Consider the following 23,768-nt stretch of genomic DNA (forward strand, 5'->3'; position numbering starts at 1 on the left):
GCGTGTGTGGTCTGGATCAGCGATCGGGCTATTTGTGATTTGCGCTGAGAGACACGGCGCTTGGGACAACAACGGTACGAACGTACCCAGCGGGAAACGGGGAATAGATGTCGTCTAAGACTTCGAACGCTGAAGAGAAAAAGAACTCTTCTGAAAACGCAGACGGACCTCTTCTCGATACATATAAGTCGGCCATCAAGAAGCTCATTGCCAAGGGCAAGGAGAAGGGCCACATTTCGGTCGATGAGTTGAACGCAGCCCTGCCTTCCGAGCATTTTTCCTCGGAGCAGATCGAAGACGTGATGAGCAATCTCAACGAGATGGGCATCAATGTCATCGACGGCGATGAAGCGGACGACAACGACGACAGCGATGATTCCGATGCCGATCCGCGTGGCAACATCTCCGAAGAGGATGTTGGCCGGACCGATGACCCGGTTCGCATGTATCTGCGTGAAATGGGCAGTGTTGAGCTGCTGTCGCGCGAAGGCGAAATCGCCATTGCCAAACGTATCGAAGCCGGTCGTGACATGATGATTGGCGGGATTTGCGAATCCCCGCTGACCATTCGTGCGATTGTGAACTGGCATGACCAGCTGCAGGCTGGCGAGCTTTTGCTGCGTGACGTTATTGACCTTGAAACCACCTATGGCGGTGGCCCGGATGCGGAAATCGCAGCCGAGGAAGGCGAGGAAGAAGATACCGACGTCGATGCAGAAGCAGATGTCGAAAGCTTTGACTCTGCCAATGACGACGACGATGAGGACGCCGAAACCGAAACCCCAGAAGGCATCTCTGACGAAGCCGAAGAAGACGAGGACGAAGACGACGACGAGTCCGAAAGCTCCGAGGGTGAAGACGGTGAGGGCGACGGCGAAGACGACGATGATGACGAGAACGAGCAGGTCAACGTTTCGCTTTCCAAAATGGAAGAGGAACTGACCGAACAGGTTCTTGAGAAGTTCGAGCTGATCGCCAAGACCTATGAGAAATTGCACAAGGCGCAGGAACAGCGTCTCGTTGCGATGAACAAGGGTGAAAGCGTCCCGGCCGCGACCGAGAAGCGCTATAACAAGCTCAAGGGCGAGATGGTCGACCTGATGGAAGATGTTCACCTGAACAACTTCCGCATCGAGGAACTGCTTGATCACCTGACCGGTTTGAACAACCGCCTGCTCGGCCTTGAAGGCAAGCTTCTGCGCTTTGCGGATCGTTGCAAGATCAAGCGTCCGGACTTCGTCAAACAGTATCAGGGCCATGAACTTGACCCGAACTGGATGGAGCGCGTTGGCGGTTTGCCGGGCAAGGGCTGGAAAACCTTTGTCGAACGTTATTCCGAAGAAATCGCCAACCTGCGCGAAGGTGTTGGTGGCGTTTCGGCCGAGGTCGGTTTGCCGATTGGTGAATTCCGCCGCGTTTATGGCGTGGTCAACAAGGGCGAACGCGAAGCCGGTCGTGCGAAAAAGGAAATGATCGAGGCCAACCTGCGTCTCGTGATCTCGATCGCCAAGAAATACACCAACCGTGGTCTTCAGTTCCTTGACCTGATTCAGGAAGGCAATATCGGCCTGATGAAGGCGGTGGACAAATTCGAATACCGCCGTGGGTACAAATTCTCGACCTATGCGACCTGGTGGATCCGTCAGGCCATTACGCGTTCGATCGCTGACCAGGCCCGTACGATCCGTATTCCGGTTCACATGATAGAGACCATCAACAAGTTGGTGCGTACCTCGCGTCAGATGTTGCATGAAATCGGCCGTGAACCGACCCCGGAAGAGCTGGCAGAAAAACTGCAGATGCCGCTTGAGAAGGTCCGCAAGGTTCTGAAAATTGCCAAGGAGCCGATTTCTCTTGAAACCCCGATCGGGGACGAGGAAGACAGCCATCTTGGCGATTTCATCGAAGACAAGAACGCCGTTCAGCCGCTTGATGCAGCGATCCAGGCCAACCTGCGTGAAACCACCACGCGCGTTCTGGCATCGCTCACCCCGCGTGAAGAACGTGTTCTGCGTATGCGTTTCGGCATCGGCATGAACACCGACCACACCCTTGAAGAGGTTGGTCAGCAGTTCTCCGTGACCCGCGAACGTATCCGTCAGATCGAAGCAAAAGCGCTGCGCAAGCTCAAGCATCCGTCGCGCTCGCGCAAACTGCGTTCGTTCCTCGATTATTAAGAAATCACATGCGGTTCGGGCTTGACCTTGCCCGGAAAATCGCTAGTTTTCGGGACCGCACCGGACCACCGGTGCGGTCTTTTCTTTACCCGGACTTTTGTCTTGGGGGCCCGTAGCTCAATTGGTTAGAGCCGACCGCTCATAACGGTCTGGTTGGGGGTTCAAGTCCCTCCGGGCCTACCACTTCTAAAAAATATTTATTAAAATCAAGTGCTTAAGTGGTGATGTGTACTGCGGAAAATGGGGCGCAGTACACTTTGGTGGTTTCACCAGTCCAGACCGGCCAGTTTGTCCATGGCGTTTTCGGCGTGCTGGCGGCGGTTGAATGACTTGGTGTAGATGTCCGATGTTTTTGAATCGCTGTGCCCTTGCACCGACATGACATCATGCACCGAACAGCCCATTTCAATCATCATCGTGCCGGATCCTTTGCGGATGCCGTGGCTGGACAGGTGGGGCAGGCCCGCCTCATCGCACCATTTGCGCATGCGGTTGCGCAGTCCTTCGGGGCTTGCGAACGGTTGGCCGTATTCGGTCAGCAGATAGGTTTCGCCCACCACGGTTTGCGATCGGAGCGCCTTCATCAAGGGCGGCAGGATCGGGATATCGACAAAGGTTGATCCCTTTTTGACCGGTTGCCAGCCGATCCATGTGCGGCCCTTGTATTCAAACTCGTTCTTGCGTCCGAGCCTATAGGCATCGCTGATGCGGCACGATGTAAACATGAACAGCGTTACCGCCAAATAGGCCATCGTGCCAGGCGGGTGCCTGTCGCGGAACTGGTAAAGGTCATCGACCGTCCAGGGGATCGCGCCCTTGCCCTTTGGCCGGGGTGGGGAAATGTTGATCGCCGGGTTGGTCTGGGTGATGCCGGTTTCAAAGGACCATTTGTACATTGCCCGGATCGCCTTGACCATGTTGGCCGCAGCGCCCGGCGTCTTTGCCATCTGGTTGCGCGCGCGTGTGATGAAATGGGTTGGCATCTCCATTTCGAAATCACCGAACCGGTCGCCCTCCTCTGTCACCATATCGCACATGCGCATAAGCAATCCCTTGCGCTGCTTGTGCGTCTTGTCGGATGCCTCCACCGCATCGACCATCGCCTGCAGGTGATCCAGATATTTGACCCGAAGCCAATCCAGCGATGACCGCATAACCCTGTCTTCCGGATTGCCCTGTGGCATCGCCTTGATGCCGGCGCGGGCGGCGCGATACAGTTCCATGAATTCCGGATGGTCGGGATTGACCGGCAGCGTGATCTTGCGGCGCGCATCGCCCTCGACCCGGACGCGCCAGGAAGGCGTTCCCGATCGATTGCGTTCAACGCACAGTCCCGGTAAATCAAGCTTCGCCATTTCCCGCCTTCGGCCATTTCTTCGGTTTAGCAAGATTGTCATTTACGACGGGCCGGTCAACCTTGTTGTAAATCAGGCGCACACCATCAGCGGTCACCACGATCTCGCAGACATCAAGGCCGCACGCATTGGCGGCCTTGATGATGCGGGTGACCTCTGCCTGTGTAACAGCGGCCTTTTTTGCCATCCTTATCCCTCCTCGATCACGGTGCCGATGACCACGACGACGGGGCGGACAAGGTCGCGCGGGTCGGTTGGTCTGGCAAGAAAGCAGCGGTCGAACCAGTTTGGTGCGGGCGGGGTGCTTTCGATGGCAAAGCGGGCCGGGCCGGTGTCATCGGCAACCGCAATGGCGATCACTTCGCTGCCCGGTTTCGGGCGGGCGTCGGTGATGTCCGTCAGGACCATGCGGCCCTCAATGCAAAAAAGCGCCTGACCATCGTCAAGTTTTGGCAAGCCGGGATCATTGGACGGCAGCAACGTGGTCGGTTCAATCGCATAGTCCGATAACGGGCGAATATGGCCCGCCAGCCGATCGGCCCGGATCTGGGCGACCAGCGCATCACGCACCGCGCCAAAGCGGGTCTGCAATATCTGGCTGGCGCGTGAATTGATGTCGCGCATTTCGCCCCGCGTCGGGGTCCATCGGGGCAGGCGGGTTGGCAAGCTGCCGCGCCGCCATGCCAGAAACACCATGATCAGTTCGCGCCGGACCTCTGCCGCCCGATCGGTGCGGGCAAAGGTGCAGACCAATAAAGCCTGCGCTTCATTCAGCCAGTATTCCTCAAAATCCTGACCCCGCGACTTGCGCCACCGTGGCGCGAGTGGGCCAAAGCCCTCAAGTTCGGCCCGGTTGCGATCGATCAGCTTGCGGATGTCACGCGGTCGACTGAGCCCTAGGCGTTCGCCAAGGCGTTCGTCCTGAATTCGGGGCTCTTTGGTGTCTGTGGAATCAAGATCGGCTGCGGACAGAGTCCGGCTGTTGGTTGGTACGCTCATGGCGACCTCCTTGTGTGAACGGTTTTTCCGATCACTGAGAGGCCAATCTCTGGTGATCGGACGTACAGGGTTGGCCTTACCGCCACAAGGAACGGCGCACCCGAAGGTGCCCCCATACGCCCGACCATAAGAAAACCGCGCAGCAACAGGTTGGGCGCGGTTCGAGCGCCTTGTGACAGACGGGAGACCAATCCCGGTCATGGATGCGTCCATGACAGCCGGGATGCTACGCCCATCTTTCTGCGCGGTCAAGTGTGTCATGCCGCCGTGTCCTTTCGGTTGGCGGTCTTGGCTGCAATCAGGGCAGCGGCGGTGACGGTGGTCCGGTATTTGCCGGGATTCCATGCCAAGACGGGCTTGGTTTGTTGGATGATATCATTCACCTTTGCGACGGCTTCTGCCAGTTCTGGGGCTATGTCGCTCAGATATAGATCCTCGGGCAGTCGATCGACCAAGATATCGTCAAAGTCAACCATCTTCAGGATGTCGGGTTCGCAGATCGCCAGACGCATTTCACCGGGCAACACATTATGCTCAAGCGCGAAATCGATAAGTTCCTGTTCATCGAAGAAATACCGTTCGTGGCTGTAGCTAAAGAGCCGTTCGCCATCCCATGCCTTAAAAGGCTTGGCGTTGTATCGCTCTATCACGTGTTTGTCGCGGCATGTTTCGCAGCACGTCCAGCTTTTTTCGTGTTCGTGTTTGCCGCATTCCCGGCAAAGAATGTGCGTGCATCCAGCCCAGCGGGCCAAATGCTCGTTATCGCCATAGAAACGGCCATCAGCACTAACCCAGCCGGTGACCTCTTTGCGTTCGGCAGCTTCGGGGCTGCTGTAAAGAATTTTCTCGTTCATGCCGCTGATCCTTCCTGTTTGCTTTCGTCGCCTTCGGTGTCGTTGGCGGCGGTGACGTGGGGCGGGTATCCGGCGCTGGTCAGGGCGGCGTTGGCCTGATCAATCAGGTGACGAAACCAGTTCGGATCGGCGCATTGGTAAACTGCCCCGCCAATCTCAATCGTTATGGACGTGCGGCCCGCCATTTTTGAATCGTCGCTGTGGCGGTAGCTGCCACCCTTGATCCATTCCGGCGGTTTCGCGTAGGCACCGACGTCGATGTTTGCGGCAACCGGGCTTTTAAAGGTTGGCTTGCTCATGCTGCTGCCCTTTCTGCAATGCGTTTCCAGCCGATGACGGGGGTGCTGGCGTTGCCTTCGGCGTTGCTGTCCCAGCATGCGCCGTCGTGCCAGCTTTCCGGGTGGTCTTCGCCGTCTTCGGCTTGCCACTGGTCGCAGGGTTCGTGGTCTTCATTCAGGGTCGCATCCTTGACCCATCTGGCCCACATCACGCAGCCATTGGCGAGCTTGACCCGGACCCGGACGCCATAGGGGGCTGGGCCGGTGTTCCATTCCTCGTTCGCCGGTTCCGGATAAAGGCCGGGGAATTTGGCGCGCCAGCGGCGCACGGCATCAATGACCAGATCGGCATCGATCTCTTGCATGCCATCGCGGCCATCGACATAGACCTTGAAGTCCTGCCGGTCGCGGGTATCGACCCGGATGGTCAGGTATTTCAGGTCCGAATTCAGGCACCAGAAACCCGGTGCGCTGCAGATTTCCTTCATGAATTCACCGGCATGGAGAAACCATTTGTTCGGTTCGCCGGTGTTCGGCCATGGGGTGGTTGGCTTGGTCGTGCTGCTAACTCCTGTAATGCGTGCCCGCCCCACTGTTCGGCGCAGGCGTCGGCCATGCCGGGGAAGAAGCGGGCGCGTTCCTTGCCGCGATCTGCACCAGGTGGCATACGCCAGACCCGGTTCCATGTTTTCCATTCGTCGGATCCGCGTTCCGGTTCGGGCAGTTGGTTGGTCGCCTGCAGTCGGGGCAGGTTTTTCAAGTACCAGCCGGTCGCCTTGAATTCCGGGTGTCCGAACTGGTTGGGTTGGACGATCTGGGGATCGGGCAGGTCATCTGGCATGTGCGCCTTTGCGATGTCGTGCATGATCGGGTTTTCGATGGCGATGCGGTCGATCGGGGCGCGCCAGCAGGTGACAAACAGGTCAACCCCGTCCATGAATTCCTGCTGCATGCTTTCCCATGTCCGCCCGCGGGGCAGGCTTTTGGGTGGGGTCATGAAACCCGGCCCCGAAAGCCAGCGCCGCCCGGCCCTGCACAGGCGCGTGCAGGGCGGGTGGATCACCGCCAGCAAATCCCAGCCATCATTCAGCACATCGCGAATGTCGCCTGTGATGTGATGGTTTGACCGGTCCTCTGCTGGCAGCAGGTCACAGGACCATGCATCGTGCCCGCGTGCTGCAAAGGCGCGCCGGACAATGCCGGAATACTCACAGCCGATCAGAACGCGGAGCGGGCGGGTCATGCTGCTTCACTCCGCACTTGCAGAAGGGAGCGATTAAAGACCGGCGTAAAGAAGCCGAGTGCGCCCTTGCAGGGGATGAAATCAAGCGGGATGGGGTTGCGGAGCACGAAACCGAACCGGCCATAGAACCATTCGCTGGTGCTGCTGCTGACACAGTCGGTGATTTCGACCATGCCGACGATGCCGCCAAGATGACTTTCCGGATGCTTGGCGACAAACGCCCGCCGATCGGCGGCATAGCCGTCAAAGCTTGCCGATGCATGGATGAGGACCGGCCCGCGATAGGTTGTTTGCCAGTCGCGGTTTTCGATGTCCTTGCCGTCAAACAGGATGTGATGGCACCACGGCTGGCGGATGCTTATTGCTTTGGTTGGGAAGGTCATGCTGCTTCCTTTCGTTCATCAAGCAGCATTTGCAGCTTGGCTTCGCTGATTTCCTCGCAGCCTTCCGGCACCGCCATGTTGGCGATGATTTCCAGTTGGCCTTTGACCGAAAAGCCGAACATGTCCTTGTCTGTCAGGAACAGGTAAAGCAGGTCGGGTTCGTAGCCGAGCTGGCAGCGGCAGCTTTGGTGAATATCAAGCCATTGCGCAATTTCGCTGCTGCGGCGGTCGTGACCAGGAATGCACGGCAGGGCGCGGATTTCATCCCAGATCGCAGCCGCGTCCTTTTTGCGTTTGTCATTGGACGGGTGCCAATATCCCTGCCGCTTGTCCTTGACCCATTCCGGGCCGGGTTTCTGACTGGCGGTGATGCCGATCAGGCGGCCATTGATGCCGGACCAAAACCGGGTGCCGCCATATTTGCGAGCGAAATCCTGTGCGGCATCATAGGCGGTTGCGTGACGGCGGCGGTAGTCTTCGGCCTTGGTTTTCAGCGGGCCGGAATTGATTTTGAAATAGCGCATCACACCACCCCGCAGTCTGCGTTGCGGTGCGGGAAGCTGAGTTGCGACAGCGTGACCCATGCGGCACTGGTGCCCGGCTCGCCCTCGCCATAGGTGAACTTGACCAGGATGCGTTTTGCATCAAGGGCCAAGGTGCAGCGGGCCGGTTTGATGGTGCCGATAAGCTCGGCACGCTGGCCGCAATTGGGGCCGATCAGAACGTTGAGGGATTCGCCCGGTTCGGGCAGGGCAATGCATTCGCTTGCCAGTCCGGCGGCGTGGCGCTTGCCTGCGTCATCCAGAACATCCTTGGGGATGTGGAGTTTGATCGGGCCGGGGATGCCATCATTGGCCGGGTTGGCCCCGGCGAGATAGGGGTGGGGCGGGGTGACAGGCTTGTCGCCAATCGGGATATGCTTGATGTTGGTCGGTTCCATGGGTCTGATCCTTGAAAGCTGATGGCGGCCGTCTGCCCGATCACAAGCGCAATCAGGGCAGCGCAGCCAAACAGAAGAAAAGAGGACGGGCGCGGCATCAGGCAGCCGATCTGCCGGATTTAACCAGTTCGGCTTCGGCGTCGTTGGCCGGTTTTGGTTTGCGTTCCTGCTTGGCGGGCAGGTGCATCCAGTAAGGAATGGTTGCCTGGTCACTGCTGGCGCGGCGTGGCATCAGGATGCCAAAGAAGTCCGGAACAAGATCGGCGCGAATGACGATCGGGCTTTGCTCATCCGGCGGTGTCACAAGGTTGATGCCGACGTGTTTCTTGCTGTCCTGCAGCGGCGTGATCGCCTTGGTGAAGCGATCGAGCAGGGTGACATCAAATGACATTTGCTCTGCCTGTTTGTTAAAGTCCTTGGGCACCACGGCGCGCCAGTCGGGGTATCTGCCATCAATCGGCTTGGCATAGGCGATGGCATTGTGAAGCGGGGTGATTTGCGTCGGGTCAAATTCGGTGTCTGTTGCCGCCGCGCCGATCAAGCTGTCGGTCAGATAGGCGGTGCTGCCGACGAAATGCAGTGTGCCTGCGTCCTTGCGTTTGAGCGCATTGGTAAACGGTCCCTTCGGTACCGGGCATATCCAGCCGCCATCGCCTTCGAACAGTGCTGTTTTGTCGCGTACACAGGCCATCGTCCAGCCATCGGTCGCAGTCATGGTTACCCCGCCATCCTTATGCGGTTCGATGAAAACGCCATTGAGGTAATAGCGGGTTTCTTCGGTGCTGATGAATTGCAGCGCTGCATAAAACCGCTTGGCGCATACGCTGATGCGGCGGTTGGCCGGGATGAAATCGGCCTGTTTCTGAGTGGTGGTCATCGCAAAAACACCCTTTGCTGGTTGATGATGTCGCAAAGGGTGCGTGTTTGGTTCGCGTTTGTCAACGATTATTCGTGATAAAAAACGAATGGCATTCGTAAAGGATCAGTGCAAAACGCTTCTGGCGGGGATCATTGTTGGCTTTTTCGGGTGGATGACGGCGCTGATGCGATAGAGAATCGGGCCACGGGCATAATCGATATGCAAGGCGCTTTCGCGCACAAGTTGGCGAACAATCAGGCCGCGCCCGGTATACTGGCAGAATTGCCCCAATATCAGCCTGCCATCATTGGTTGAACAGGCGATATCGTCACCGCTGCGCAGTTGGTCATGGACCGAGCAAAACCGTTTTAATAACAGTTCATCCCCCGGTTTCATGCGTGGCATCATACAGGTTGTATCGACAATAAGGCGCGAAAGCGCATGGCTGCAATGTGTCACAAGGCCCCCCCAATACCCCTCAAATGAGGATGGTTTCTTATACGTCGGTATGGTCCCTTGCGTTATCCCGCGCGGGCCAGGGAGCGACGTTTTACGTCGGGCGCTGTGAGTGCAGCGTTGCTTGACGGTGTTGACGCACCGTCGGCCTCCCGCCTGCTGGCGGTCTGACTTGTGCAGCCGCAACATCCGGGGGTTGATATCAAGTGTTCCCCAAGATCGCGGGCGGTTCTACTGTGTAAAGGGGTAGGGCAGGCTCAAAACCCATCCCGATTAAGGATAGGTTAACTATACCAACACATGTGAATTTGTGCATGTATGGCAGGTTTGCTGCCTAATGTCCGATCAACAGCCCGACAACGCGGGCGATCATCTTGCTGTTGGCGGTGCGCGATGCCTCGACCCTCTCGGCGTTGGCATTGCCCGCAACACTGTTGATGCCATAAAGCGTTTCACCATTCGCACTCATGCCGCTGCAGGTCACGATCTGCACCGGGGTCTCGCCAGACATATCCACATAAACGAATTCATCGCCCAGTGTCGGTGCCTCGTTCGGGTCGCAGAGCAGGATCTCGCGCGGTTTGAAACGCGGGGCCATGCTGCTATCTGGCATGCGAATCGCGAAAACATCACCCGAAAGCGTCATGCCGGCAGGGGCTTCGACAAAGCCGGTCGGGTGCTGTGACCAGTAAAGCGACCCCTTGGAAAGCTTGCCATGCACCGGAACCGTGGCGGGCTGGGTGCCCCCTGCCGGGGTCGGGTGCGTGGTGGCAAGGGCGGTTCCCGTTCCGGTTTCCCCATCAAAGATCGCGGCCACCGTGGTGTTGAATGCCTGGGCCAGCTTCATCTTGTTCTTGTGCATCATGTCGTCGGTCTTGCCGTTTTTATATTGGCGCAGACCAGCTTCGGACAGGTTGGCGCGTTCGGCAATCGCCAGAAGCGACATACCCGTGCCTTGCTGCCAGCGAATAAAATTCTGGCGTTGTTGTTCGATGATGCTGTGCATGAGCCTGTGACCGGTTTTTGGCGGTTTGCCGCGTTTTTTCTGGCTTGGTCGGCACATTTTGCACAGTCCTTGTCCGAGATGACATTGTGTTATTGCACGAATTCGTGTTGACATCCGTGTTAAAACACGAATAAGGTGCGAGCATCATGAACATTGATGACAACCTAAAGCGCATTCGCGCCTGGCGTCTCAAAGTTGGTGGATCGCTTCTGGCGTTCGCGGAAAAGGTCCAGGTTAACGAGGCGACACTCCGGAAACTTTCCGATGAAAACTGGAACCCGACGGTTTCAACCATCCGGAAATGCGAAGCGGTGATACCGCCGGAATTCATGGCCAACGCCAATGATGACATCGACCCGTCATCGGAACCGCAGGCCGCCCCGAGTGATCGGGGTGAAGACCACACACAGGCGGCCTGACAGGCTCAGAGCTTGACCAAATGCCGGGTGCGGCGGGTGTTTCCGCATCCCTGACTTTGCAACCATCGCATGGATTGAGGGAAAATTTTATGTCGAATGATGATGCAAATGCCCATCTGACTGCCGAAAAGTTTCAGGGCGCGTTCTCTGCTGCTTTTGCGGCCAATGTCGGAACCTATCAGGGCGACGGAAAGATCACGATCAAGGATCTGGCGGCGCGCACCGGTATCAAGACGCGCACGCTTGAAGGCTATCGCGATCATGATTGCGGGCCGAGCGGGCACAAGTTGATGGTGCTGATGGATGCGTTGCCGCCGCGCTTTGCCAATCAGATTTTGGCGATGATCGGCATGGGTGGCGCCAAGCAAATGACGCCCGAGGAAATCAGCTTCCATGAAGTGGCAGAGGGCGCGGCAAGCTATACCGCCATGTTCCTCAATTTCATGGCCGATGGCCGGATTGATCACGTTGAACGCCCGGAGCTGGTCAAGGTTGCGCGGCGCATGCATGACAATCTTGCAAGCTTCCTGCATGCCAATGACGCCCCGAAAACCAACAAGCCCGGCAAGGGTAATGTTGCCGAGCTTCCGAAGCGGGGTGCGGCGCGATGAGCAATTCACAAACGGATCTGATCAACGCGGCGCGCGGCTTCATGATCGATGTCTTTGCCAAGGCCCCGGTCGAAGCACTGCAGGGCCGCACGGCAGAGGGCTTGTTTAACGAGCTTTATGCCCTGACCGCCAAACAGGCCGCAGCCCAGATCAAGCACGCGCCCGACGGTGCGGCCAGTGTGATCCTGGCGCAGGCGATCAAGGCGGCCACGTTGGTAAGTTCCCGTGATCTGAGCGAGTTGGACGAAATGCGCCGCACGCTTGCCCGGTATGCCGTCACAGAGGATTTCGATTTTCCCGGTGATTCTCCGGTGTCTTGCGGCCTGTGTAACGAGTCCGTTGCCAGCGATGGGGTAGGGCATTCCGGCACCTGCTTGATCTTTGGTGAGCCGGGTCAGGCGAAAGGCGGCCAGTCATGACCGCCACAAAAACCCTCATTCCCCTGGCCGAACCAACTCCGGCACCCTATGTGCCTGCGCCGGCCAATGATCCGTTGCCGGTGGGGACGCTGACCATGGCAGATATTCGCCAACGTCTGCCGCGGGGCCGGTCCAAGGTGGTCGGGGTGGAGGTCATCCGCCCGCGCAAGGTCCATGAAATCGATGTGGCCGAGGCCGCGATTTTCCCGCGCCTGTTCTGGGCGGTTTATGTCTCGCCAGATTTCGCCGGGGATGGCGATAATGATCGGCTGGCACGCGCCTTTCGCGCCGATATGGATTGTTATGCCGGGTTGATGGCCCCGTCACAGTTCCATGATTTCCGCCGCGAGATGGACCACGGGGCCGATAGCGTTCTGGCCGTGCTGCTTGACCGGCAGGTTGGCGATGATGGCGGCTGGCACAGCCTCAAGGTGTTTGCCGTGATCTTCCTTCTGATGCTCTGGGTCGATCGATATGCCGCCCAGGCGATGTTCACCACCGATTTCGAACGCGCAAGCGCAGAGGTCTTTGACCATATCCGCGCCCTGCATGGCGATCAGTTCGCCGCCATCGAACCCTCGGCGCACAAGATGCTGCCCAAGGTCATCGCGCGGCTCAAGGCCTGCGGCCTGTTCCTGTGGCTGCCGGATTATCGGGGGGCAGAGGAATGACCCAGCTTGCCAAAGTCCAGACCGGTCTTGGGGCGATGATGTCGGGCGGTCGGCGTGAAGTTGCCGAGGGCGACCGCACCCGCCAAGCCGATGATTTCTACCCGACCCCGCCAGAAGTGTTCGAGGCATTGTTTCGCCGCTTCCCGCATCTGGCAGGCAAGCGCATCTGGGATATGTCCTGTGGAGATGGCGTTCCGGCCCGTGTGATGGAGGCCCATGGTTGCAAGGTGATCGGTACTGATCTGATCGATCGCGGCTATGGCACCGGCGGGGTGGATTTCCTGTCGGTCATGCGGCCCAAGGCATCGGTCCTGATCACCAACCCGCCTTATGACAAGGATCTGCCCGCCTGCTTTATCGAGCATGCCTTGCGGATGCAGGTCGAGGAGCTTTGGCTGCTGCTGAAATCGACCTATTGGCATGCGGCATCGCGCCAAGGGCTGTATCGCCGCCATCGTCCCAAATGGAAGTGTGAGCTGCTTTGGCGGCCTGATTTCCTTGGCCTTGATCGCCCGACGATGGAATGCGCCTGGTTTGGCTGGCATCGCGACTGGTCACGCGATGAAACAATGCACGACCTGCTGCCCAAACCGCAGATGGATAACCTTGATTTGTTTCAACCGGCCCCCGGTGCGCGGGTCATCAATTACCAGAACGACAACCCGATTGATGCGGATTTGTTCGATACCCCGGCTGCCGGGGCGGTGTGAACCGATAGGGCAGACAGGGATCAGACGGCGAGTGCCCTGATTAAGCAAAACCCCGTCATCCGGTGGGCCTCTCCTCCCTAAGCCTTCGGGGGCCGCGACTGGAAACTGACCGCCGGGTTTGACGGTGGATACGAGCAAACCTTAAGCCCCTTACCCGCTTGCGGGTGGGGCTTAAGGCAATAGGAAGGCCGGGCGGTTTGCTCCTTTAACCGTGTTGTCCGCACTCTGCAGCGCCCGGCCCTTCCGTCCTTTTGCTTTCATCATGCCATAAAGGGTGAATGACATGACCAAGCCGACAATCTCAGACGACATGCGCAAGGCCCTGATTGCAGCGGCCCATACCGACAATATCGACGGCCCGCGCGGGCGTGCCCTTGCGGTGATTCGCACCGGCATCGATCGCTATGCCAAATATATCGGCGGGTATCGCCATGTGATCGTGGTCCATAACCGCCCGGTGATGGTCTGTCAGGCCGTCGATCTGGCAAATGATTTCCTCGCCATGGTCGAACTTGGCAACCACCGGATCGATTATCCGGGGGCCAAGTACCAGTCGGCCTTTATCAACGGCGTCAATGACAACCTGCCGGCACACGCCATGGCCGATATGCGCGGGGGTGTGTCATGAGCGAGGCAAGTTTCAACGCCATCCTGACCACGCTGCGCGATGCGGCCAATGACAATCTTGATCACGATGAAACCGCGCGCCAGATCATCAATGACCTTGATCTGGGCGGCTTTGCCATCCGTCGCAGTTATGAGGTCGTGAATTACGACCTGCCGGTGCTGGTCCTCCATCAGCCAACGCGCGGATCTGGCGAAAGCTTTGGCGGCAACCCGGTGATGAAATCGCCCAGTGCGGCGGACCTTAATGGGGAAACCGGCTGGCTGGTGTCCTGGGTCGAACATGGCCGCACCAAATGCGCCTGGTTCGACGGCGAAGGCACCGCGCGCAAGCTGCCCGACTACCGCGTGATCAACCCCAAAACCCCGTGCGCCGGTGCCAAGGCCGCCCGCGCCGCAATCGGAAAGGCTGCGTGATGGCTTATGGCGATTACAACGGGCCTGACAAGCCAAATAAAGGCAAAGAAGGTGGTGCTTGCAATCGCCGACTATGCCAAGCGGAGCCTGCAGATTGGTACAATCACGGGTCTTTGGCATGGTACTGCGCTGACTGTCGGCGACAGATCCAGTTTGACAGGGTGAATTACCTCAACTGGATGGTCAATCATGCCCCGGAGTGCGGGCATCAAATGTTCGAAACTCGGGAAATGATGACCGAGCGCGAGCAGATTCCGTCGCCTGATGACGGTATCGAAGTTGTCGCACTGGACTTCGTGGATGAGCTTGAAGCCGCGCGCATTTTCCAGCCGGGCAATTGCCTTCGCGCCATCAATCCCCGCGTTGTGGTCTGCCACTGCGCAACTTGTGGAGGGAAATAACCAATGACCATCATCTATATCGCAGGTCCGATCACCGGCATGCCGGCGGGCAACAAACCGGCCTTTGATGCCATGGCGAAATACCTGGCCACCAAGGGTCATGCGGTGATGAATCCGCAATCGCTGCCGCCGGGCATGAGCGAGGAAGCCTATATGGACATCTGCCTTGCCATGGTCCGCCATGCCGAGGCCGTGGCCCTGCTCAAGGGCTGGCAGCAATCGGACGGCGCACAGGCCGAGCTGGCCTATGCCCGCAAGCGCGGCATCCCGGTCATGGATATGACCGACGATACCGACCACATCACCAAATGTGCGGCCAACGACGCCGAACCACAGCGGGGTGCGGCATGACGTTCGTAGCAGGCATGCCCGATCATTTGCCATCTCCGCGTCGCGAGATCGCAAAGTTTCGTTGCAAGGAAACCGGCATTCAGTGTGGCGGTGTCCTTGCCCAGATCGACCCGACAGGGCGCGTGTTCAATGAACTGGTGGTCCTCTGCAAGGTTTCCGAGCAAGAGCGCAGCGAGGTCATGACCCGCACCGATGGCTTTGTCCAGTTCGGCAGTGGCCCGACGCCGATCATTCCGAAGGTGGGCGGTGATGTCAGTCAGCGTCGGGATTGTTTTTGCCGGGATCGTGACCGGGTCGATGTTCGCGTGCCTTTATACGCGTCATCGGATCTGGCCGGTTGCATGTGTTGCAATCACCCTGACCGGCCTTCACATGGTCGGGGTGTTGTGATGCGCGGTATGGATCGTGGCCCGGATTATGGTTTTGGTTGGGGTGCAGGCGGTTGCGCCGGTGCTTGTTGCGTCGGCGCGGGTGCGGAAACGATCGTGGTGCGCAGCGCGGAAATCTGGTCTGAGAACAGCCAGCCGAGGAAGCCCAGCGCAATGCCCGCTACAATCAAGCCGCCCTTGATCTGGGAAATTCCGCTCTGGATTTTCCGGTCATTGGCGTCGAGCTTGTCTACCTTGTCCTGCAGGCCTTCAATTGCTGTGGTCATCTTTCCGATTTCAACCATGACGAACCGTATGTCAGACGTATCGTGCAAATTCTGCACTCTAGGTGTGACGTTTGGCAGCTCGTTTGGTGTTGTATTTTGTGCTTCCCTTGGCGGGCGATTAGTCATTGTTGCCCCCCTCAAGTTTCACTTTCATCCATTCCCAGATGGTGTTGGGTGCCCGGCCATAGTAGCTTTCGACCTTGGTGACGATGGCCGCAGGGATGCCGTCTTGCTTCGGCCCGACGATGCCGATTTTCTTGGTGACATCAACGGTCGACTTATTGTCGGATACCATCCAGTACAATTCGTTAATGCGCATGCGGTCGCTTTCGTCGTAGGCCTTTGCGATGGCTTGATCAAGCGCGCCGATGTTCTCGCGTGTCGTGGCGACGATGTTGAATATTGCCATTTCTTTCCCCGCAGTCTTATTCGAATCATATCCAACGGACGTACCTTAGCACCGTCGCGGCGGTTTCCTACTAAAATTTGGACACATGCGCAACCTTTTGCAACCGCTCTATCGGTTGGCTGCCATGCATTTGCGTCGGTTGCACGCACGTATTTGCACGCATTTGGTGCGCTGATGTCACTGACCAGCAACAACATGCACGATTTCCATGGGCAGCTTTTCGATGTTGGGCATTTGCTTGATTTGCGGGCGGAGGGCCTGCAGGGCATCGCCATAGCCTTCGGAAAGGGTTCTGATGCTGTCCCTGATCACTGTGATGCTGCCATAGACGGCGTTGGCGGTGATGGTGTCGATCGGGGCGGCAGACAATTCGAGGGGCAGGCGCATGTTGCGCAGCGCAAGCTGGAGCTTGTGGCGACCGGCGGCAAAGGTAAAGACGCACGATATGCCGGTTTCGCAATTGATCTTGGCGGCAACGTCATTATCGATCGCGGGGTTGTCGCCCATGGCATCCATCAGGAAATCGGGCACGGGCATTTCCTGCAAGGTCTTGCGGGTTTTTCGGGCCTTGGCGCGGTTTGCGGCTTCCTCTGTCTCATAGACGGTGTTTTCGTCGTCGTCTTCGTCGGAGGGTTCCTCCTCGGCAAAGCTGCTGATGGTGAAAATATCAACATAATCCATGGTTTTCCGCTCGCCGCCGCGCAGCTTTTCCAATCCGTCGTCAAGGATTTCGACAATCGCCCAGGCGCTGATGATGTTCGCCAACAAGGGCGACGGGCAGGCGCGCCAGAACATGGGCTGAAAGCCGGTCAGGGTGATCGCGCCCAAGGTGATCGGGGCGATATTGCATTCGATGCCTGCGACCGTTTCGCGCCCGCCAAAGCCGGATTTCTCGACCGGTCGCGTGGTGTGGCTGGTGTTGATCAACAGCATGCCAATCCCCCCAAGTTGTATGATTGCGATGATCATGCCTCTTGGGTTGCGGGTTCGTCAATGTTGACTGTCACGGGCAGGGGGCGGTGATGCAATTTGAACGTAAAGAAGTCATAGGAAATTGCACCTTGTTTTTGGCGGACTGCTTGGCGGTCATGCCGCATCTGCAGGGTGTCGATGCTGTTGTCACAGCCCCGCCATACGGCATCAACGAGAACCACAAAAAGAATGCATCACGGGAAAAGAAGGCGAAGCCGCGTGATTACGGCACATTCGAATGGGATAGCCAGCCTGCCAGCCTTGATCACATCAAGGCAATGCGCGCCATCAGCCAGCATCAGATCATCTTTGGCGGCAACTACTTCGAAGGTCTGGGGCCAACGCCCTGCTGGCTGGTATGGGATAAGCAAAACACTGGTGATTTCGCTGATTGTGAGCTTGCCTGGACAAACCTTGATAAAGCTGTCCGGCGGATTTACTGGCGCTGGAATGGGATGATTCGCAAGGGCAACGATGTTCGCGAACATCCGACGCAAAAGCCGGAAGGTGTCATGGCGTGGTGCCTTGAACAGCTGCCCAAGACAACGAAAACGGTGCTTGATCCGTTCATGGGAAGCGGCACAACGCTGGTCGCCTGTGCAAAGGCCGGGATGTCGGGCATCGGGATTGAACGCGATCCTGCTTATTTCGACATCGCATGCCGCCGCGTCCATGCGGCTTATGACCAAAAGGATCTGTTTGCGGTCAACGACGACGCGCCCGTCATGAAGCAGGCAAGCTTCCTTGATGGCGGTGCGGCATGACTCATCCAACCTCATTGACTGTCACGGGCAGGGGGCGTATGGTGATGCCCATCGGCGGGAAAAATCCGCCGTGGGGGCGTCGAAACTCCCTGCACAGACGGTCAGCCGTCACGTTAGTAACGGCTATTTTTGTGTCCGGATTCCGGGCGCATCTTCTCGCTTATGGCGGGAGGGCGGTGAATATAAGACCCTTCGGGGGAATAAACCCGCCTGCCTCTGTGACAGGTTTCGAACCTCCCGCCACCAGTGCGGTCGTCGAAAGCCTCGCTGGTGGTGCTGTTGACAGCATCACAGAGGGCTTTGATATGACCAAGCATGACAACGCGGGCAATCTGCCTGCTACGCTGACTTTCCAAGATACCGAACTTTCCATCATCGACCGCGACGGGGTGCCGTGGCTGACCGGCCCGGATATTGCGCGGGCTTTGGGCTATTCCGATGCCAGTAAGGTGTCGAAGCTGTTCAATCGTTACAAAGACGAATTCACCGACGCTATGTCCCTCAAGACCAAATTGGGCTTGAGGGGGCAAATCCAACCAGCCACGGTTCGCGTCTTTAGCCCGCGCGGGGCGCAATTGATCGCCATGCTGGCGAAGACAGACCGGGCCAAGGCGTTCCGGCGCTGGGTGCTGGATGTGCTTGAAGCACAAGCGGACCCGGCGGCATCCTCTGCCACGGATGGTGCGGCGCTGCCGGATCTGACCGCCTTGCGCCAGCAGGTGGTGGGCGATGTGGTGACCCTGATCATGGACAAGATCGGCCCGATGATTGCCGCCCAATCTCCGCGCAAAATGCCGCCCCTGACCAAGCCCGACGATCCGATGCCGCGGCTTGTGGACGGGCATGCGGTGTTTCGCCTGGGCAATCGCATGGTGATTGTCGATACCAATGATTTTGACGTCAAACGCGGCGAACGCGCGGTTGTCATCCGCATGGAAGACGGCGAATTCCCCAAGGTTGTCACCATCCTTGGCGACCCGCCCGTGCGCGCCGAACTTGACCGATGCAGAACATTTGATTGCGGGGTGTCCTGGCTACTCCCCGTCGGGGCCGTTCTTGGCCGTGTTGTTTGGGAGGGTGCTTGTTATGAGTGAAGTTTTTGACCGGCTGAGAAAGGTTGCAGATGCTTATCCATCTGGCAGTCATCACATGGTTGTCGATGTCGAGGACATTCGTCTGGCTCTGCACCTGCACGAGGGGGCGGAGCGGCGCATCCAACTGCTAGAAGAAACCAGAGAGGCGGACTTCGGGCAAGGCGTGAAGATGCGTATGGCACTTGAATTCTATGCCGCGAAGGAAACATGGCAGGTCAACGGTCACCCGCAGGTCGACGCCGATACCAAGCCGATTGTCCGTGACGGCGGCAAGGTTGCGCGGGATGCGCTGAAAGGGGGTTTGTGATGCGGGTTGGTAAGATCAGAAACCTCTATCTGCGGCGAGCGGCGATTGTTGTGATGTATTCGATCACCATGCCGATCGCGCTGTTCCTGCTGATTTTGCTTTTCGTTTGGGACTCTGTCTTTGCGGTCCGCGATGCCGTTGTTGCTGTCTGGCGGCAAGAGTTTATCGGCGAGTTTACCCGGTTTCATCGGGCGGTCGCGGGATCATGGCGCGGAGGGTCTAAGTGATGTCTGACCCCATGAAAGGTAAAACACTGGTCGAGATTCCTCTGATCGAGGGATTTCATGTCCTGATCGCGCATCCGACCGGTGTGGTTTACGAGCAGCAATGTGGCGGCTGTGAGTTGACCTATCCCCGCGAGGAGGGGTTTCTGGTGCCGTGCTGGGTGACGCATTTGCGCGGGGTGGAGCGGTTGCTTTACCTTGCGCGGCGGCTTGAATTCGGGGCTGAATTCCGGTCGCTGGTTTCATCTCAATTGTCGGTTTTCATGGCGTCGGATGCCACCACACCGGGTGCTTCCTGCCATCGCCTTGAGGTCGATGACCCGGATCCGCTTTATGGCTGGGTCCATGTCAAGGCGGGGTCGTGGCACGGCTGGCTGATCTGGGCCAATGACAAGGGGGTAGCGTGATGGAAAGCAATGAAGATATCGCGCACGCGATGGCGCGTGGGGAGGGTGAAGCACATGTCATCAGAGCTTGATAAGCTGTTTGAGCCGGTCAATGACGATGAGCGGGAACGGTCTTTCGGGCTTGGTCGGCGGTCGTCTGGTCGCGGGTTGTCCGAGTTCGCCCGTGCGGCGATCGATACGACGGCCAAGCAGGATGACTGGTTGATCGGTGCCGGGGTCGATGCCGGGTGGCTGCGCGGTCGTATGGCGCGCTATGGCTATGTCAAGGCAGCGGTCAATGACAACGGTTTGTGGCAGCCGGATGCTGCCGGCAAGGGCGTTATTGTCGTGCCTGAAATTCCGGTTTTAAGTCCGTCCGGGGTGACGTTGGAGCAAGGCGACCTTGTTGCCTGTGACCCCCGCGCCCCCGAAAAGATGTATTGCCGCGTTGGCACATATTGCCCGCTGATCAACCCGGATGCGCCGCAATGGTCGGCTTTTCACGGGTTTGATCTGCGTGTTTTTGCCAATCCGGTGCGCTATCTGGCGGGCTATCAGATGGGCTGTGTTGTCGTCAATTGGGGGCAGGTCAGTGCGATGGATTTCATCGGGCCGCGCAAGATCATCTGCGACACGCTTGAAATCGGGGAGCGCATTGACCGGCTGTTTCGGGCCGTTCGGGCACCGGAAATTCACATCCAGCAAGACGCCGCGGAGGCCGCATGACCAACAATACGGTGCCGCTCAATCAGGCGCGGCGCAAGCCGCCAGCCAATGAGAATGAGCCGATTCATGATCACGGGCCGGATATGGATGATGCCCCGCCGATGATCGAGCCAGAGGGCTATGCCGGGGCGTGCCCGGTCAAGTGCCTTGGTGTGGATGAAGGCAATTTCTACTTTGTCACGCCGCGTGGTCAGTTGCGCTGTGTGCCGGATACGCGCATGGGCAACCGGCAGGTGATCGAGGGGTTGTTTGGCGCGCAAAGCTGGTGGCTTGCCATGGCCTTTCCCAAAAAGGACAAGGACGGTCAGTCCGGCAATGAACCGGTGGCCGACATCGCCAAAACCGCGCACTGGATGATGGCCGAATGTGACCGCAACGGGTTGTTCCAGCCCGATCGATTGCGCGGCAAGGGCGTTTGGGCCGATGTCAAAGGCGGTCTGATCATTCATTGCGGTGATGTTCTGGTGCTGTCATCTGGCAAGAAGATGGTCACAGCGGGGGAAAAGCTCGATGACGGGTGGGTTTATCCGGCCCAGCCGCCGATGCCGGCGGATTTGCGACCGGATCTTGACCGACCCGCCACGGTGGAACAGATGCGTCTGGTGCGCGAGCATATTGACAGTTGGCGCTTTTCGACAGAGGCCGACCCGGTCATATGCCTTGGCGTGATGGGGATGGTGTGCATCACCGGGGCGTTGGACAAGCGCCCGACCTTGTGGCTTTGTGGGCCGTTTTCGGCGGGTAAGTCGAGCTTGCTTGATTTGCTGACCCTGCCGATCGGCGGGGCCAATGCGGCGGAAAAGACCACCGATGCGACGGATGCCTATATCCGAGGGGCGCTTAATGGCGCGGCCAAGCCGGTGTTCATGGATGAAATGGAGCCGGAAGACGGCAAGGCGGACGGGGCAATGCGCCTGGCGCGCTATGGCTTTAGTGCTGATCAGGGGATCATTGGCCGGTCGAGCGCCTCGCAAAAGGTGGTTGCGCAGCGGATTATTGCGCAGTTTATCTTTGGCTCTATCAAACATCCGGAACCCAGCCCGCAGGACCGGTCGCGCATTCACTTTGTGACCTTGCGCGATCGCGAGGTTTCGCAGGAAGCCACCGACAGATTCCGGGATCGTCGGGACTTGCTCAAGCCGCTGGGGCCGCGCATCTGGGCGCGGATGATTGTTGGCTATGACCGGTTTCGGGCCAATCTGGCGGTCTATGAGCGCATTCTTAGCAGCGTGTCATATACCGCGCGCATGGTGGACCGCATGGCGCCGGTTTTGGCGGCCTATGAAACGCTGATGCATGATGATGTGATCGAGGTGGCCGCCGCCGTTGATCAGATCAACGTTCTTGGCCTTGATACCCCGCAACAGAGCGACAGCGAGTTTGACGAATGCTTGCGCCATTTGCTGACATCGCAGGTCGAAACATGGCGCAATGGTGAACGTTACACCATTGGTCGGCTTTTGAAATATGTGATCGAGCGCGAGGAAGATGACCGCTTTACCATCGGTGATTTCAGGCGGATGGCAGATGAAACGCTGCCTGCAATTGGTCTTCGGGTGGTCAAGGATGGCAAGTCGCCATCAGCAACGGTTACGCACCTTATGATCGCCAGCAACCATGCACAGCTTAACCGCATCTATCGCGGCACCAAGTGGGACCACGGCGTTTACCGGCAGCCTTTCAGTTGTGTTGATGGTGCGATCACCAAGAAGGCACGCTTCACGGCGGCCCCGTGCTGGGCGACTGTGGTGCCGATCGATTTGATCCTTGGTGGGGGTGATGAGGGATGATTTTAACGCTCTATATCCTTCCCCCGTGCCCCCATCAGAAAAAGGGGCTTCGCAGGTTTGAAGGGGTGATTTGGCTATTTTTGAACATTACGGGAAACGCATTTGTGCGGTTGCGTCATAGGTGTAAGTCAAGTGATATTGTCTTGTTGATAGTCATAAACTATCGAAATGGTGGTTTGTTCCGTCGCTGTTCCGTGGTTGTTCCGTTGGTAAATGGCATCATGTTTTGTGGTTTATCAGGGTGTTATGGGAAAAGTGTTCCGTTGTTCCGCTTGTTCCGTCGATTTTGGGGTTGTGGAAGTATAGCGGGTGGGTGCGCGTATAAGTGTGTCTGAGCGGATATTACGGAACAACGGAACACTTTATAGATAAGATATTGATATATATAGAAAAAGACTGTTCCGTTGGGCGTTCCGTAAATCGTGCCCAACGGAACAGAATTCCGATAACTATCTGAAACTAAACAAATGGTGCAGTGCTTTTGCTACGGAACAAACGCAAAAACGGCTGATTGATGGAAGGGTGAAGCAATGGCTAAGCAGGATGTGATGGATATCTGGTCAGCGCTGCAGTGGGCGGTGCGTGATCAGAAGGCGGACCGGGCTTTTGCGGCCAATGATGATTTCCGGCATCTGTCGCGGGGTGGTTCTGTGACGGCGGCGGTCATGCAGATGGGCGAGCTTAATGCCCGCATTGATGGCGGCGGTTCGATCAGTGGGGCGGATCTTGACCCGGATGCCGAGCGCATCTGGATGGGGATGCTGTTGCTGTGGTCGCAATGGCGGGCTGGTGGATTGCGCGATCAGATCGGGGTTGGCCTGCCGGTGCATATGCAGCGCGCCATGGTTCGGATGTCATCGGACCCCGGCAGCAATCCGGTGGCGGCAACGCTTGAGGCGGCCCGGACGGGTGACATGCCGGAATGGCTGACCATCGAAAGCGGGCAGTCGCGACGCGTGGTCGAGGAATCGAAGCTGTTTTACGTCATGGTATGGGATGTTCTGGCCGCTTTGTACAATTGCCTGGTGGTGAGTGATAGCATGGGCATTGATATTAAAATGCCCAGTATTCCGCGCCTTCCATGGCAGTCCCGAAAAAAGGTGTTTGACAAGGTTGGGTGATCCGGGGTATTGACTTTCGTTGTCGACACAAGTGCGCCCGTTGGAGGAATCCAGCGGGCGTTTTCTTTTGCCGATAGGCTTCCGGATGTTCCTTGCGGTTGATGATGCTGGCTTGGTTTCCTGATAGCTTCCTCCCTCAATCTGACA

The 23,768-nt window shown here is 57.9% G+C and carries 35 protein-coding genes and 1 tRNA gene; 20 read left to right on the plus strand and 16 right to left on the minus strand.

Going from position 1 to position 23,768, the window contains the following annotated elements:
* Positions 1–107 precede the first annotated feature (107 nt).
* Together rpoD and CMO10_RS05205 are read left to right on the plus strand one after the other, a co-directional pair.
* Positions 108–2,177, plus strand: coding sequence for an RNA polymerase sigma factor RpoD (gene rpoD / locus CMO10_RS05200; protein ID WP_044827859.1), 2,070 nt, complete (start codon positions 108–110; stop codon positions 2,175–2,177).
* A 106-nt stretch (positions 2,178–2,283) separates the two neighbouring features.
* A tRNA-Ile gene (locus CMO10_RS05205) sits at positions 2,284–2,360 on the plus strand.
* A gap of 83 nt (positions 2,361–2,443) precedes the next feature.
* Here CMO10_RS05205 and CMO10_RS05210 read toward each other — a convergent pair.
* From CMO10_RS05210 to CMO10_RS05270, 13 genes are all read right to left on the minus strand, one after another.
* Complete coding sequence (locus tag CMO10_RS05210) at positions 2,444–3,532, minus strand: tyrosine-type recombinase/integrase (protein ID WP_297019298.1); 1,089 nt, start codon at positions 3,530–3,532, stop codon at positions 2,444–2,446.
* On the minus strand, positions 3,519–3,719 hold the full coding sequence (locus CMO10_RS05215) for a hypothetical protein (RefSeq protein WP_297019300.1): 201 nt from the start codon (positions 3,717–3,719) through the stop codon (positions 3,519–3,521). Before CMO10_RS05215 ends, CMO10_RS05210 begins: the two co-directional genes overlap by 14 nt.
* A gap of 2 nt (positions 3,720–3,721) precedes the next feature.
* Complete coding sequence (locus tag CMO10_RS05220; protein ID WP_297019302.1) at positions 3,722–4,531, minus strand: hypothetical protein; 810 nt, start codon at positions 4,529–4,531, stop codon at positions 3,722–3,724.
* Positions 4,532–4,788: 257 nt separating this feature from the next.
* Positions 4,789–5,385 carry a hypothetical protein gene (locus CMO10_RS05225; RefSeq protein ID WP_296988143.1) on the minus strand — a complete coding sequence of 199 codons (597 nt, stop codon included), beginning with the start codon at positions 5,383–5,385 and terminating at the stop codon, positions 4,789–4,791.
* The gene (locus CMO10_RS05230) at positions 5,382–5,684 is read right to left on the minus strand and encodes a hypothetical protein (protein ID WP_297019304.1); all 303 of its coding nucleotides are present in this window, start codon (positions 5,682–5,684) and stop codon (positions 5,382–5,384) included. Before CMO10_RS05230 ends, CMO10_RS05225 begins: the two co-directional genes overlap by 4 nt.
* Positions 5,681–6,151: a hypothetical protein gene (locus CMO10_RS05235; RefSeq protein ID WP_297019305.1), complete on the minus strand. Its 471-nt coding sequence runs from the start codon at positions 6,149–6,151 to the stop codon at positions 5,681–5,683. The genes CMO10_RS05230 and CMO10_RS05235 overlap by 4 nt, the downstream gene beginning before the upstream one ends.
* The gene (locus tag CMO10_RS05240) at positions 6,148–6,906 is read right to left on the minus strand and encodes a hypothetical protein (RefSeq protein WP_297019306.1); all 759 of its coding nucleotides are present in this window, start codon (positions 6,904–6,906) and stop codon (positions 6,148–6,150) included. Before CMO10_RS05240 ends, CMO10_RS05235 begins: the two co-directional genes overlap by 4 nt.
* Positions 6,903–7,289 carry an ASCH domain-containing protein gene (locus tag CMO10_RS05245; RefSeq protein ID WP_297019307.1) on the minus strand — a complete coding sequence of 129 codons (387 nt, stop codon included), beginning with the start codon at positions 7,287–7,289 and terminating at the stop codon, positions 6,903–6,905. Before CMO10_RS05245 ends, CMO10_RS05240 begins: the two co-directional genes overlap by 4 nt.
* A complete protein-coding gene (locus CMO10_RS05250; protein WP_297019308.1) occupies positions 7,286–7,813 on the minus strand; it encodes a hypothetical protein in 528 nt (175 codons plus the stop codon). Before CMO10_RS05250 ends, CMO10_RS05245 begins: the two co-directional genes overlap by 4 nt.
* Positions 7,813–8,229, minus strand: coding sequence for a hypothetical protein (locus tag CMO10_RS05255; RefSeq protein ID WP_297019310.1), 417 nt, complete (start codon positions 8,227–8,229; stop codon positions 7,813–7,815). Before CMO10_RS05255 ends, CMO10_RS05250 begins: the two co-directional genes overlap by 1 nt.
* A gap of 97 nt (positions 8,230–8,326) precedes the next feature.
* Positions 8,327–9,106 (minus strand): hypothetical protein, encoded by a 780-nt coding sequence (locus CMO10_RS05260; protein WP_297019311.1) that lies wholly within the window; start codon positions 9,104–9,106, stop codon positions 8,327–8,329.
* 105 nt (positions 9,107–9,211) lie between these two features.
* A complete protein-coding gene (locus CMO10_RS05265) occupies positions 9,212–9,484 on the minus strand; it encodes a hypothetical protein (protein ID WP_297019313.1) in 273 nt (90 codons plus the stop codon).
* A gap of 394 nt (positions 9,485–9,878) precedes the next feature.
* Positions 9,879–10,607, minus strand: a complete 729-nt coding sequence (locus CMO10_RS05270) for a S24 family peptidase (protein ID WP_297019315.1) — start codon at positions 10,605–10,607, stop codon at positions 9,879–9,881.
* A gap of 89 nt (positions 10,608–10,696) precedes the next feature.
* Between CMO10_RS05270 and CMO10_RS05275 the strand changes: the two genes are divergently transcribed.
* The 10 genes from CMO10_RS05275 to CMO10_RS05320 all read left to right on the plus strand — a co-directional run bounded on the left by CMO10_RS05275 (position 10,697) and on the right by CMO10_RS05320 (position 15,563).
* On the plus strand, positions 10,697–10,969 hold the full coding sequence (locus CMO10_RS05275; protein ID WP_297019317.1) for a helix-turn-helix domain-containing protein: 273 nt from the start codon (positions 10,697–10,699) through the stop codon (positions 10,967–10,969).
* Between the two features lie 89 nt (positions 10,970–11,058).
* The gene (locus CMO10_RS05280; protein ID WP_297019319.1) at positions 11,059–11,580 is read left to right on the plus strand and encodes a hypothetical protein; all 522 of its coding nucleotides are present in this window, start codon (positions 11,059–11,061) and stop codon (positions 11,578–11,580) included.
* Positions 11,577–11,999, plus strand: coding sequence for a hypothetical protein (locus CMO10_RS05285; RefSeq protein WP_297019320.1), 423 nt, complete (start codon positions 11,577–11,579; stop codon positions 11,997–11,999). The genes CMO10_RS05280 and CMO10_RS05285 overlap by 4 nt, the downstream gene beginning before the upstream one ends.
* Positions 11,996–12,670: a hypothetical protein gene (locus CMO10_RS05290; protein WP_297019321.1), complete on the plus strand. Its 675-nt coding sequence runs from the start codon at positions 11,996–11,998 to the stop codon at positions 12,668–12,670. The genes CMO10_RS05285 and CMO10_RS05290 overlap by 4 nt, the downstream gene beginning before the upstream one ends.
* On the plus strand, positions 12,667–13,380 hold the full coding sequence (locus tag CMO10_RS05295) for a class I SAM-dependent methyltransferase (RefSeq protein WP_297019322.1): 714 nt from the start codon (positions 12,667–12,669) through the stop codon (positions 13,378–13,380). The genes CMO10_RS05290 and CMO10_RS05295 overlap by 4 nt, the downstream gene beginning before the upstream one ends.
* Positions 13,381–13,663: 283 nt before the next feature.
* A complete protein-coding gene (locus CMO10_RS05300) occupies positions 13,664–14,008 on the plus strand; it encodes a hypothetical protein (RefSeq protein ID WP_297019323.1) in 345 nt (114 codons plus the stop codon).
* Positions 14,005–14,421: a hypothetical protein gene (locus tag CMO10_RS05305; RefSeq protein ID WP_297019324.1), complete on the plus strand. Its 417-nt coding sequence runs from the start codon at positions 14,005–14,007 to the stop codon at positions 14,419–14,421. Before CMO10_RS05300 ends, CMO10_RS05305 begins: the two co-directional genes overlap by 4 nt.
* Positions 14,421–14,822: a hypothetical protein gene (locus CMO10_RS05310; protein WP_297019326.1), complete on the plus strand. Its 402-nt coding sequence runs from the start codon at positions 14,421–14,423 to the stop codon at positions 14,820–14,822. Before CMO10_RS05305 ends, CMO10_RS05310 begins: the two co-directional genes overlap by 1 nt.
* 3 nt (positions 14,823–14,825) lie before the next feature.
* Positions 14,826–15,173 (plus strand): DUF4406 domain-containing protein, encoded by a 348-nt coding sequence (locus CMO10_RS05315; RefSeq protein WP_297019328.1) that lies wholly within the window; start codon positions 14,826–14,828, stop codon positions 15,171–15,173.
* Between the two features lie 249 nt (positions 15,174–15,422).
* A complete protein-coding gene (locus CMO10_RS05320; protein WP_297019330.1) occupies positions 15,423–15,563 on the plus strand; it encodes a hypothetical protein in 141 nt (46 codons plus the stop codon).
* Between the two features lie 25 nt (positions 15,564–15,588).
* On the opposite strand, the gene CMO10_RS05325 is transcribed toward CMO10_RS05320, so the two are convergent.
* From CMO10_RS05325 to CMO10_RS05335, 3 genes are all read right to left on the minus strand, one after another.
* Complete coding sequence (locus CMO10_RS05325) at positions 15,589–15,954, minus strand: hypothetical protein (RefSeq protein WP_297019332.1); 366 nt, start codon at positions 15,952–15,954, stop codon at positions 15,589–15,591.
* The gene (locus CMO10_RS05330; RefSeq protein ID WP_297019334.1) at positions 15,947–16,237 is read right to left on the minus strand and encodes a hypothetical protein; all 291 of its coding nucleotides are present in this window, start codon (positions 16,235–16,237) and stop codon (positions 15,947–15,949) included. The genes CMO10_RS05325 and CMO10_RS05330 overlap by 8 nt, the downstream gene beginning before the upstream one ends.
* Before the next feature lie 177 nt (positions 16,238–16,414).
* Positions 16,415–17,170, minus strand: a complete 756-nt coding sequence (locus tag CMO10_RS05335) for a hypothetical protein (RefSeq protein ID WP_297019336.1) — start codon at positions 17,168–17,170, stop codon at positions 16,415–16,417.
* Between the two features lie 155 nt (positions 17,171–17,325).
* Here CMO10_RS05335 and CMO10_RS05340 point away from each other — a divergent pair, with 155 nt between their 5' ends.
* The 8 genes from CMO10_RS05340 (at position 17,326) to CMO10_RS05375 (ending at position 23,621) form a co-directional block, all read left to right on the plus strand.
* Entirely contained in the window at positions 17,326–17,973 is a 648-nt protein-coding gene (locus CMO10_RS05340; RefSeq protein WP_297019338.1) for a DNA methyltransferase, read from the plus strand.
* A 218-nt stretch (positions 17,974–18,191) separates the two neighbouring features.
* Positions 18,192–19,067: a BRO-N domain-containing protein gene (locus CMO10_RS05345; protein ID WP_297019340.1), complete on the plus strand. Its 876-nt coding sequence runs from the start codon at positions 18,192–18,194 to the stop codon at positions 19,065–19,067.
* Entirely contained in the window at positions 19,060–19,374 is a 315-nt protein-coding gene (locus CMO10_RS05350; RefSeq protein ID WP_297019341.1) for a hypothetical protein, read from the plus strand. The genes CMO10_RS05345 and CMO10_RS05350 overlap by 8 nt, the downstream gene beginning before the upstream one ends.
* Positions 19,374–19,601, plus strand: coding sequence for a hypothetical protein (locus tag CMO10_RS05355; RefSeq protein WP_297019343.1), 228 nt, complete (start codon positions 19,374–19,376; stop codon positions 19,599–19,601). Before CMO10_RS05350 ends, CMO10_RS05355 begins: the two co-directional genes overlap by 1 nt.
* On the plus strand, positions 19,601–20,005 hold the full coding sequence (locus CMO10_RS05360; RefSeq protein WP_297019345.1) for a DUF6210 family protein: 405 nt from the start codon (positions 19,601–19,603) through the stop codon (positions 20,003–20,005). Before CMO10_RS05355 ends, CMO10_RS05360 begins: the two co-directional genes overlap by 1 nt.
* Positions 20,006–20,059: 54 nt before the next feature.
* Entirely contained in the window at positions 20,060–20,710 is a 651-nt protein-coding gene (locus tag CMO10_RS05365) for a hypothetical protein (RefSeq protein WP_297019346.1), read from the plus strand.
* On the plus strand, positions 20,707–22,500 hold the full coding sequence (locus CMO10_RS05370) for a hypothetical protein (protein ID WP_297019348.1): 1,794 nt from the start codon (positions 20,707–20,709) through the stop codon (positions 22,498–22,500). Before CMO10_RS05365 ends, CMO10_RS05370 begins: the two co-directional genes overlap by 4 nt.
* A 530-nt stretch (positions 22,501–23,030) precedes the next feature.
* Positions 23,031–23,621 carry a hypothetical protein gene (locus CMO10_RS05375; protein WP_297019351.1) on the plus strand — a complete coding sequence of 197 codons (591 nt, stop codon included), beginning with the start codon at positions 23,031–23,033 and terminating at the stop codon, positions 23,619–23,621.
* The last annotated feature ends 147 nt before the right edge of the window (positions 23,622–23,768 follow it).

The sequence above is a fragment of the Thalassospira sp. genome, from assembly GCF_002709775.1.
Classification (GTDB): Bacteria; Pseudomonadota; Alphaproteobacteria; order Rhodospirillales; family Thalassospiraceae; genus Thalassospira.

Coding starts and splice junctions, on each gene's coding strand:
- rpoD (WP_044827859.1), top strand. CDS start 108: ATGTCGTCTAAGACTTCGAACGCTGAAGAGAAAAAGAACTCTTCTGAA.
- CMO10_RS05210 (WP_297019298.1), bottom strand. CDS start 3,532: ATGGCGAAGCTTGATTTACCGGGACTGTGCGTTGAACGCAATCGATCG.
- CMO10_RS05215 (WP_297019300.1), bottom strand. CDS start 3,719: ATGGCAAAAAAGGCCGCTGTTACACAGGCAGAGGTCACCCGCATCATC.
- CMO10_RS05220 (WP_297019302.1), bottom strand. CDS start 4,531: ATGAGCGTACCAACCAACAGCCGGACTCTGTCCGCAGCCGATCTTGAT.
- CMO10_RS05225 (WP_296988143.1), bottom strand. CDS start 5,385: ATGAACGAGAAAATTCTTTACAGCAGCCCCGAAGCTGCCGAACGCAAA.
- CMO10_RS05230 (WP_297019304.1), bottom strand. CDS start 5,684: ATGAGCAAGCCAACCTTTAAAAGCCCGGTTGCCGCAAACATCGACGTC.
- CMO10_RS05235 (WP_297019305.1), bottom strand. CDS start 6,151: ATGAAGGAAATCTGCAGCGCACCGGGTTTCTGGTGCCTGAATTCGGAC.
- CMO10_RS05240 (WP_297019306.1), bottom strand. CDS start 6,906: ATGACCCGCCCGCTCCGCGTTCTGATCGGCTGTGAGTATTCCGGCATT.
- CMO10_RS05245 (WP_297019307.1), bottom strand. CDS start 7,289: ATGACCTTCCCAACCAAAGCAATAAGCATCCGCCAGCCGTGGTGCCAT.
- CMO10_RS05250 (WP_297019308.1), bottom strand. CDS start 7,813: ATGCGCTATTTCAAAATCAATTCCGGCCCGCTGAAAACCAAGGCCGAA.
- CMO10_RS05255 (WP_297019310.1), bottom strand. CDS start 8,229: ATGGAACCGACCAACATCAAGCATATCCCGATTGGCGACAAGCCTGTC.
- CMO10_RS05260 (WP_297019311.1), bottom strand. CDS start 9,106: ATGACCACCACTCAGAAACAGGCCGATTTCATCCCGGCCAACCGCCGC.
- CMO10_RS05265 (WP_297019313.1), bottom strand. CDS start 9,484: ATGAAACCGGGGGATGAACTGTTATTAAAACGGTTTTGCTCGGTCCAT.
- CMO10_RS05270 (WP_297019315.1), bottom strand. CDS start 10,607: ATGTGCCGACCAAGCCAGAAAAAACGCGGCAAACCGCCAAAAACCGGT.
- CMO10_RS05275 (WP_297019317.1), top strand. CDS start 10,697: ATGAACATTGATGACAACCTAAAGCGCATTCGCGCCTGGCGTCTCAAA.
- CMO10_RS05280 (WP_297019319.1), top strand. CDS start 11,059: ATGTCGAATGATGATGCAAATGCCCATCTGACTGCCGAAAAGTTTCAG.
- CMO10_RS05285 (WP_297019320.1), top strand. CDS start 11,577: ATGAGCAATTCACAAACGGATCTGATCAACGCGGCGCGCGGCTTCATG.
- CMO10_RS05290 (WP_297019321.1), top strand. CDS start 11,996: ATGACCGCCACAAAAACCCTCATTCCCCTGGCCGAACCAACTCCGGCA.
- CMO10_RS05295 (WP_297019322.1), top strand. CDS start 12,667: ATGACCCAGCTTGCCAAAGTCCAGACCGGTCTTGGGGCGATGATGTCG.
- CMO10_RS05300 (WP_297019323.1), top strand. CDS start 13,664: ATGACCAAGCCGACAATCTCAGACGACATGCGCAAGGCCCTGATTGCA.
- CMO10_RS05305 (WP_297019324.1), top strand. CDS start 14,005: ATGAGCGAGGCAAGTTTCAACGCCATCCTGACCACGCTGCGCGATGCG.
- CMO10_RS05310 (WP_297019326.1), top strand. CDS start 14,421: ATGGCTTATGGCGATTACAACGGGCCTGACAAGCCAAATAAAGGCAAA.
- CMO10_RS05315 (WP_297019328.1), top strand. CDS start 14,826: ATGACCATCATCTATATCGCAGGTCCGATCACCGGCATGCCGGCGGGC.
- CMO10_RS05320 (WP_297019330.1), top strand. CDS start 15,423: ATGTCAGTCAGCGTCGGGATTGTTTTTGCCGGGATCGTGACCGGGTCG.
- CMO10_RS05325 (WP_297019332.1), bottom strand. CDS start 15,954: ATGACTAATCGCCCGCCAAGGGAAGCACAAAATACAACACCAAACGAG.
- CMO10_RS05330 (WP_297019334.1), bottom strand. CDS start 16,237: ATGGCAATATTCAACATCGTCGCCACGACACGCGAGAACATCGGCGCG.
- CMO10_RS05335 (WP_297019336.1), bottom strand. CDS start 17,170: ATGCTGTTGATCAACACCAGCCACACCACGCGACCGGTCGAGAAATCC.
- CMO10_RS05340 (WP_297019338.1), top strand. CDS start 17,326: ATGCCGCATCTGCAGGGTGTCGATGCTGTTGTCACAGCCCCGCCATAC.
- CMO10_RS05350 (WP_297019341.1), top strand. CDS start 19,060: ATGAGTGAAGTTTTTGACCGGCTGAGAAAGGTTGCAGATGCTTATCCA.
- CMO10_RS05355 (WP_297019343.1), top strand. CDS start 19,374: ATGCGGGTTGGTAAGATCAGAAACCTCTATCTGCGGCGAGCGGCGATT.
- CMO10_RS05360 (WP_297019345.1), top strand. CDS start 19,601: ATGTCTGACCCCATGAAAGGTAAAACACTGGTCGAGATTCCTCTGATC.
- CMO10_RS05365 (WP_297019346.1), top strand. CDS start 20,060: ATGTCATCAGAGCTTGATAAGCTGTTTGAGCCGGTCAATGACGATGAG.
- CMO10_RS05370 (WP_297019348.1), top strand. CDS start 20,707: ATGACCAACAATACGGTGCCGCTCAATCAGGCGCGGCGCAAGCCGCCA.
- CMO10_RS05375 (WP_297019351.1), top strand. CDS start 23,031: ATGGCTAAGCAGGATGTGATGGATATCTGGTCAGCGCTGCAGTGGGCG.